At 64.5% G+C, this 6,408-nt stretch carries 7 protein-coding genes and 1 pseudogene; 6 read left to right on the top strand and 2 right to left on the bottom strand.

The genetic code is table 11. From position 1 onward, the window contains the following. The 6 genes and pseudogenes from bchD to WCB02_RS24635 all read left to right on the top strand — a co-directional run. A pseudogene (gene bchD / locus WCB02_RS24610) lies at positions 1-292 on the top strand (magnesium chelatase subunit D); the annotation flags it as partial. Positions 293-488: 196 nt separating this feature from the next. Further along, positions 489-1,397 carry an alpha/beta fold hydrolase gene (locus tag WCB02_RS24615; protein ID WP_423962260.1) on the top strand — a complete coding sequence of 303 codons (909 nt, stop codon included), beginning with the start codon at positions 489-491 and terminating at the stop codon, positions 1,395-1,397. A gap of 13 nt (positions 1,398-1,410) precedes the next feature. Further along, a complete protein-coding gene (bchO, locus tag WCB02_RS24620; RefSeq protein WP_423962262.1) occupies positions 1,411-2,310 on the top strand; it encodes an alpha/beta fold hydrolase BchO in 900 nt (299 codons plus the stop codon). 57 nt (positions 2,311-2,367) lie between these two features. Then, positions 2,368-3,921, top strand: coding sequence for a phytoene desaturase (locus WCB02_RS24625; RefSeq protein WP_423962263.1), 1,554 nt, complete (start codon positions 2,368-2,370; stop codon positions 3,919-3,921). Further along, the gene (locus tag WCB02_RS24630; RefSeq protein ID WP_423962265.1) at positions 3,918-4,973 is read left to right on the top strand and encodes a phytoene/squalene synthase family protein; all 1,056 of its coding nucleotides are present in this window, start codon (positions 3,918-3,920) and stop codon (positions 4,971-4,973) included. Before WCB02_RS24625 ends, WCB02_RS24630 begins: the two co-directional genes overlap by 4 nt. A gap of 67 nt (positions 4,974-5,040) precedes the next feature. Further along, positions 5,041-5,181 carry a hypothetical protein gene (locus WCB02_RS24635; protein WP_423962267.1) on the top strand — a complete coding sequence of 47 codons (141 nt, stop codon included), beginning with the start codon at positions 5,041-5,043 and terminating at the stop codon, positions 5,179-5,181. Positions 5,182-5,213: 32 nt separating this feature from the next. On the opposite strand, the gene WCB02_RS24640 is transcribed toward WCB02_RS24635, so the two are convergent. Together WCB02_RS24640 and WCB02_RS24645 are read right to left on the bottom strand one after the other, a co-directional pair. Continuing rightward, on the bottom strand, positions 5,214-6,080 hold the full coding sequence (locus tag WCB02_RS24640; RefSeq protein WP_423962269.1) for a hydratase: 867 nt from the start codon (positions 6,078-6,080) through the stop codon (positions 5,214-5,216). Then, positions 6,077-6,408 (bottom strand): FAD-dependent oxidoreductase (locus WCB02_RS24645; protein ID WP_423962270.1); only part of this gene is annotated, 332 nt, incomplete at its 5' end. The genes WCB02_RS24640 and WCB02_RS24645, both read right to left, overlap by 4 nt.

Genomic DNA, 6,408 nt, shown 5'->3' on the forward strand with positions numbered 1-6,408 from the left:
TTCGGATTCTGCGCGCCGCAAGGGCCAAACTCCAACGATTGTGCTGCTGACTGACGGCCGCGCCAACATTGCTCGCGATGGTGGGCAGGGACGTGCACACGCGGAGCAGGACGCAATCAGCGCCGCACGGCAATTGCGCGCGGCAGCGTTCACGACCGTGCTGGTCGATACATCATCGCGTCCGGGACTGGCCGCGCAAGCCTTTGCCAAGGAAATGGGCGCGCGCTATCTGCCGCTACCACATGCCGATGCTGCAACCTTGTCGAAGGCTGTTCTGGCGAGTGGTCTCTAGCTGGGCTCGCTTGCCACCCCGGCGGCGCCAGCCTTCGCCTCCAAAAGCCCTTGCAAAAAGCAGTTGCCAGGGCAAGGTCCTCGTCAAGTAGCGTTTCCGCTTCGGATTGACAAGTCTTGTTGTCGTTTGCGGCGAACTGCTGCTACGCTCTTGAGCACGGCACGCTGGGCGTGATCCAGGCGAAAGGACAAGCAGGATGGTTGAATTGCCCGCACCGGTTTCCGGGCAGCGCCACGAGATCGGCAGCCCGGTCGGCCGCCTGACGTACTACGCCGCCGGTCCCGCGACAGAGAGCAACGCGCCTCCGCTGCTGCTGCTCCACAGCATCAACGCCGCAGGCTCGGCCTACGAAATCAAGCCGCTTTACGAGCACTATCGCCAGAGCCGCACGGTCTATGCGCTGGAGCTTCCCGGCTTCGGCCATTCCGAGCGCGGCAAACGCGACTACAGCGTCCGCGTGATGACCGACGCCATCCTCGTTTGCGTCAAGGAAATTCAGTATGTCCACGGTCGCGGCCCGATCGACGCGCTCGCGGTCTCGCTGTCGTCGGAGTTTCTGGCGCGTGCCGTCACTGAACTGCCGCTCGCGTTCCGCACCCTGGCGCTGGTCAGCCCGACCGGATTTCGAAGCCGCGACCAGACGGCAGAACAGCGCGACGGCACGCGCGGCATGCCGGGGCTGCACGCCTTCTTCGAGTTTCCACTGTGGAGCGAAGCATTCTTCCGCCTGCTGACCAGCCGCGCCAGCATTCGGTTTTTTTTGCGGAAGACATGGGGCTCGCCCGACATTGACGAGGGCCTGGCCGAGTACGACTACCTGACCACGCATCAGCCGGGCGCGCAACATGCGCCCTATTACTTCGTGTCGGGGTTCCTGTTTAGCCGGGATATCCTGCGGATCTATCAATTGCTGACATTGCCGGTCTGGATGTCGCACGGCGTGCGCGGCGATTTTGTCGATTACAGCAACAAGACGGCGGTCGAAGGCCGCGCCAACTGGACCATCGAGGTTTTTCAAACCGGTGCCATGCCGCACTTCGAGGCGGGAGACGCTTTCGTGAGGAGTTACGACGCGTTTCTCGCGCGCGCGAAGTTGCCTGCCTGAAAGCGCGCCGCGGATGTCTGATCTGGTCTGGAGCAGGGATGGTGGCGACTGGCCCAACCGGCAGGCCAGCGCCTTCGTCGAGGCCGCCGGCATCAGGTGGCATGTTCAGAGGATGGGTCAGGGGCCGCCGCTGCTGCTGCTTCACGGCACTGGAGCTGCGACGCATTCGTGGCGCGGCCTGATGCCGATCCTCGCGCAGCAATTCACGGTCGTAGCCCCGGATTTGCCCGGCCACGGTTTTACCCAGCCGCTGCTCGCGCACCGGCTGTCGCTGCCTGCCATGGCGTCGGACGTGGGCGGGCTATTGCGTGCTCTCGATGTGAAGCCTGAGATCGCGGTTGGTCATTCCGCCGGCGCTGCGATTCTCGCGCGGATGTGTCTCGACGGAAAAATTGCGCCGCAGCTTCTCGTCAGCCTCAACGGCGCGTTCATGCCGTTCGGTGGCGTCGCCAACCAGTTGATTTCGCCGCTCACCCAGTTGCTCGTGATGAATCCGCTGGTGCCGCGGCTGTTCGCCTGGCAGGCGTCGAACCCCGCCGCCGTCGAACGGCTGATCGCCAACACCGGCTCGACCGTCGACGCGGCCGGCATCGCGCTCTATCGCAAGCTGGTGCGCAGTCCCGCGCATGTCGCAGCCGCGCTGCAGATGATGGCAAACTGGCGGCTGCAGCCGCTGCTGCATGATTTGCCGCGGCTGACGACGAACTTGTTGCTCGTGGCCGCCGGCAATGACCGATCGATTTCGCCTGACGTGGCGCGACAGGTCCGCGAGATTTGTCCGCAGGCCGCCATCGAACATCTGCCCGGCCTCGGTCATCTCGCGCATGAGGAACAGCCGTCGAGGATCGCGGATCTCATCACGACATACGCGGCGCGGACTTCTCCGGCCGTGTCGAGATCGACCGGACTGTAAATATATTTTTACATATTAGGGCTAGGCAACTGTCAATAATTAATTACAGTGCAGGCCATGCTCGATCCCGGCCCACATCGTTCGACGCTGCCCGACCTGGAGGGCGGCCAGCCACATGCGGTGGTGATCGGCAGCGGCTTTGGCGGATTGGCGGCGGCGATACGGCTGGGCGCGAAAGGCTATCGCGTCACCGTGCTGGAAAAACTCGATGCGCCAGGCGGCCGCGCCTACGTTTTCAGGCAGCACGGCTTCACCTTCGATGCAGGGCCGACCATCGTCACCGCGCCGTTCCTGTTCGAGGAATTGTGGAAGCTTTGCGGACGCAAACTGTCCGATGACGTGACGCTGGTGCCAGTGTCGCCGTTCTACCGGATGCACTTTCGGGACGGCTCGCACTTTGATTATTCCGGCGACGCGGACGCGATGCGCGCGGCGATCGCTCGATTGTCCCCTGGCGATGTCGGCGGCTATGACGGCTACATGAAGGCCAGCGAGGAGATCTTCAAGACGGGCTTCGAACAGCTCGGCGACGTGCCGTTCAGCAAGTGGACCGACATGGCCAGGATCGCACCCGAGATGATCCGGCTCTCCAGCTATCGCAGCGTCTACAGCCTGGTCTCGCGCTTCTTTCGCGATCCCCGGCTGCGGATCGTGTTCAGCTTCCACCCTCTGCTGATCGGCGGCAACCCATTCACGGCAAGCTCGATCTATTGCCTGATCGGCTTCCTGGAACGGCGCTGGGGGGTGCATTTTGCCATGGGAGGCACCGGGCGCCTGGTCGAGGGCTTGGTCAAGCTGATTGAAGGGCAGGGTGGCGCGGTCCATTGCAATCAAGAGGTTCGCGAAATCATCGTCAGGGACGGCGCGGCCTGTGCAGTGCGGCTGGCGTCCGGGGAGATCGTCGACGCCGACATGGTGGTTTCCAACGCCGATTCCGCGTGGACCTACCGGCATCTGCTGCCGGCATCGGCGCGGTCGCGCTGGACCAACAGGCGGATCGAGCGCGCGCGATATTCGATGAGCCTGTTCGTCTGGTATTTCGGCACGAGCCGCAAATATCGGGATGTGCCGCATCACACCATCCTGCTCGGGCCGCGCTACAAGGAACTGCTGACCGACATCTTCGAACGCAAGATACTCGCCGACGATTTCAGCCTGTATCTGCATCGCCCGACCGCCACCGATCCGTCGCTGGCGCCCGAAGGCTGCGATGCCTTTTACGTGCTTTCGCCGGTCCCGCATCTGCAGAGCGGCATCGATTGGGACGTCGCAACCGAAAAATATCGCCGCGCCATCGGCCGCGAACTCGGCAATACCGTGCTGCCGGATCTGGAAGACACGATTGTGACCTCGCGCATGCTGACGCCGCAGGATTTTCACGACCGGCTGTCGTCGTTTCGCGGCGCCGCGTTCGGACTGGAGCCGGTGCTGACGCAAAGCGCGTGGTTCCGGCCGCACAACCGCAGCGAAGACATCGATCGGCTGTATCTGGTGGGCGCCGGCACCCATCCCGGGGCGGGCCTGCCCGGCGTGCTCTCCTCCGCGCGCATTCTCGATTCCATCGTTCCTGATGCGCGCAGTCTGACGCGTTCGAAGCTGGAGACCGCATGACAACTGATGCCGCCGACATGGCTGCCTGTCGCACGCTGCTCAAGGGCGGCTCGCGCACCTTCTACGCGGCTTCGCTGGTGTTGCCGCGAAAAGTGGCCGATCCCGCCATCGCGCTGTATGCGTTTTGCCGGCTCGCCGATGACGCGGTCGATCTCGGCGGCCATGTTGTGGCTGCAATCGAGCGCCTGACGGCGCGGCTGGATCGCGCCTATATGGGCCAGCCGATGAATCGTCCGGCCGATCGCGCCTTTGCCGACGTCGTTGCGCGTTTCTCGATACCGCGCCAGTTGCCGGAAGCCTTGCTTGAAGGTCTTGCGTGGGACGCCGGAGGCCGCCGCTACGAGACGCTGCCGGAATTATATGCGTATGCGGCGCGCGTCGCCGGCACGGTCGGCGCCATGATGACATTGGTGATGGGGCAGCGCGCGCCGGCGATCGTCGCACGCGCCTGCGATCTCGGCGTCGCGATGCAGCTCACCAATATCGCCCGCGACGTCGGCGAGGATGCGCGGGCCGGCCGGCTTTATCTACCGCTGTCATGGCTGCGCGACGCAGGTGTCGATCCGGAGGCATGGCTGGCGAAACCGGTATTTTCCAAACCGATCGCCGAGATCGTGCGGCGCCTGCTTGGTGTTGCCGACAGCCTGTACGCCCGCGCCACGTTCGGGATCGAGCATCTGCCGCGCTCCTGCCGGCCCGGCATCTACGCGGCACGCGCGCTCTATGCCGAGATCGGTCGCGAGCTGGAGCGTCGGGGGCTCGATTCGATTTCGCAGCGGGCGGTGGTGTCGGCTGGTCGGAAGCTCGTGGTGCTGGCGCGCACGGCGCTGTTGCTGGAGACGGAATGGCTCGCCGCACGGAGAATCGCGCCGGCGGACGAGCTCGACGAAACGCGTTTCCTGATCGAGGCGATCGAGGCAACGCCGCCGCGCGAAGCGGTGCAACCCGCGAAGGCCGGGGCCCGGACGATCGAGGATCGGGCGGTCTGGGTCATCGATCTGTTCGCCCGGCTTGAACGGCGCGATCAGCTTCTGCGCGGCGCGATCCGATAAGCGAACTTGAAACCGGCCGCGCTTTGAACCGGTAATTGTTCGAGAGCAATGCCTGAAGGGACAGGCCATGGAGCGCTATCTCGGATTTACGGAATTCTTCGTGGTGGCGCTGTTCGCCATGGCCTGGGGCGTTCTCGAACTGGTCGGGCGGCGGCTGGACCGGAAGAAAGAGGCTGAGAGAGCGAAGCAAAAAGACCCGGCGGCGTAATTCCTATCGCCAAAACCCTGTCGCCAGGCATCCTATCTCCAAGACCGCGGCATTCGGAACGGCAGCATCGCCTGTACCACGGGCATCCGGAAACGGTCGAGCGACAGGCTCTCGTGCATCAGGATCGCGGGTTCGCCGTGCAGCTTTGCGGCGATCACCGACCGCGCGTAGAACGGGGCGTCTTCGAGCGTCCGGATGACGTGTGCGGTGTCCTCGCTGCGGATGCTGCGTCCGATCTGCCAAGCCGTGCGCCTCAGCTCCACCGTGGACGGTGGCTCGAATGCCTGCATCCGTCCTTGCGGATCGAAGGTCATTGCGAGATCGACGCGGCTGGCATCGCGGCGCCGGGCCTCGTAGAGGATGATCGACGCGCCGTCCCGTGTGGCGCCACGCGCCCATTGCCAATCGGCAAAACCCTGTTCGAGCGGCGCGTCGCCGCGGTTCATGTCAAAATAGCCGTCGCCTTGCCAGCGAAGCCGCGGATGATCGAGCTGCACCTGGACCCGCGCGCACGGTGCGATCGGCCACCACAGATGATTGCCATCGTTGTTCAGCGTGAATGCCTGTGCCGTGATTGCGGTTGGAACCACGCGCACCGCGCCCCGGATGCGTCCCGGAATGGGCACGGCGATCTCGTCGATGTGAATCGTGAGCGACTTGCCGTCCCAGGCAAGGTTGCTGGGGCCAACGCTCAGGCGATCGGAGGTTCGGCCGAGGGCGTTGCGCGGCCGTTCCGTCATGGCCCAATGACTGCCGCGCTTGCGGTAGATCGCGACGTTGATGGCGCAATGATTGAGCGGATCGGCCGGGCCTTTGCGCCGCGCAAGGGCGTAGTAGGGGGAGAAAACGCTGCCGATGAAGGCGATAATGGTAATGCCGTTCTGTCCGTCGTCGCTCAACGCATCGACGTACCACCAGGCATAGCCATTCTTGGCGACCGGCTGGTCGAACCGAAGTCCGCCACCAGGCAGCCAGCCGCCGAACGGCCGGACAGCGCCGCCATCGGCACGCCCGGTCCCGGATGGGTGCTGCCCCCCGCCAGATACAATCCCGGAATCCGGGTTCGCGCCCCCGGACGCTGAAACGAAGCGGTCCATCCGTGCGAGCTGCGGCCGTACAGCGCGCCGCCCGTCGCCGGAAACAGCCGGTTGAAATCGGCCGGGGTCGTCACGTGTGCAGCATGCGGTCGAAGATGAATACGCAGGCCACACCGCTCCAGCACGCCAA

Source organism: Bradyrhizobium sp. (assembly GCF_049581145.1).
Lineage (GTDB): Bacteria > Pseudomonadota > Alphaproteobacteria > Rhizobiales > Xanthobacteraceae > Bradyrhizobium.